The sequence below is a fragment of the Rhodococcus sp. EPR-147 genome (assembly GCF_001647185.1).
In the GTDB taxonomy this organism is placed as follows: Bacteria; Actinomycetota; Actinomycetes; order Mycobacteriales; family Mycobacteriaceae; genus Rhodococcoides.
The window spans coordinates 1-284 of record NZ_LVCU01000586.1; the positions used below are offsets into that span (position 1 = coordinate 1).

At 68.7% G+C, this 284-nt stretch carries 1 pseudogene; it reads left to right on the forward strand.

Going from position 1 to position 284, the window contains the following annotated elements:
• Positions 1 to 55: 55 nt before the first annotated feature.
• A pseudogene (locus tag A2J02_RS26485) lies at positions 56 to 284 on the forward strand (iron-enterobactin ABC transporter permease); the annotation flags it as partial.

Genomic DNA, 284 nt, shown 5'->3' on the forward strand with positions numbered 1-284 from the left:
TCGTCGGCGCACCGGTGCTGATCCTGCTGGTTCGCCGCAAGAAGGCGAGCGGACTGTGACCCGTGAACAACGCGGCGGCGGCATCGATTTCGGCCGAACGCTGCGGGTCGTGCGAGTGCGGGATCGAGTGGACGGCCGCATCGACATTCGAACGGTCGGCGTCTGCGCGGCCTTGCTGCTCGTGACGGTGGTGGTCTCCGTCGTCGCGGTCGGTACCGGCGACTTCTACATTCCGCCGAACGAGGTGCTCGCCGCGGTGTTCGGCGACGCGCCACGCCTCACCG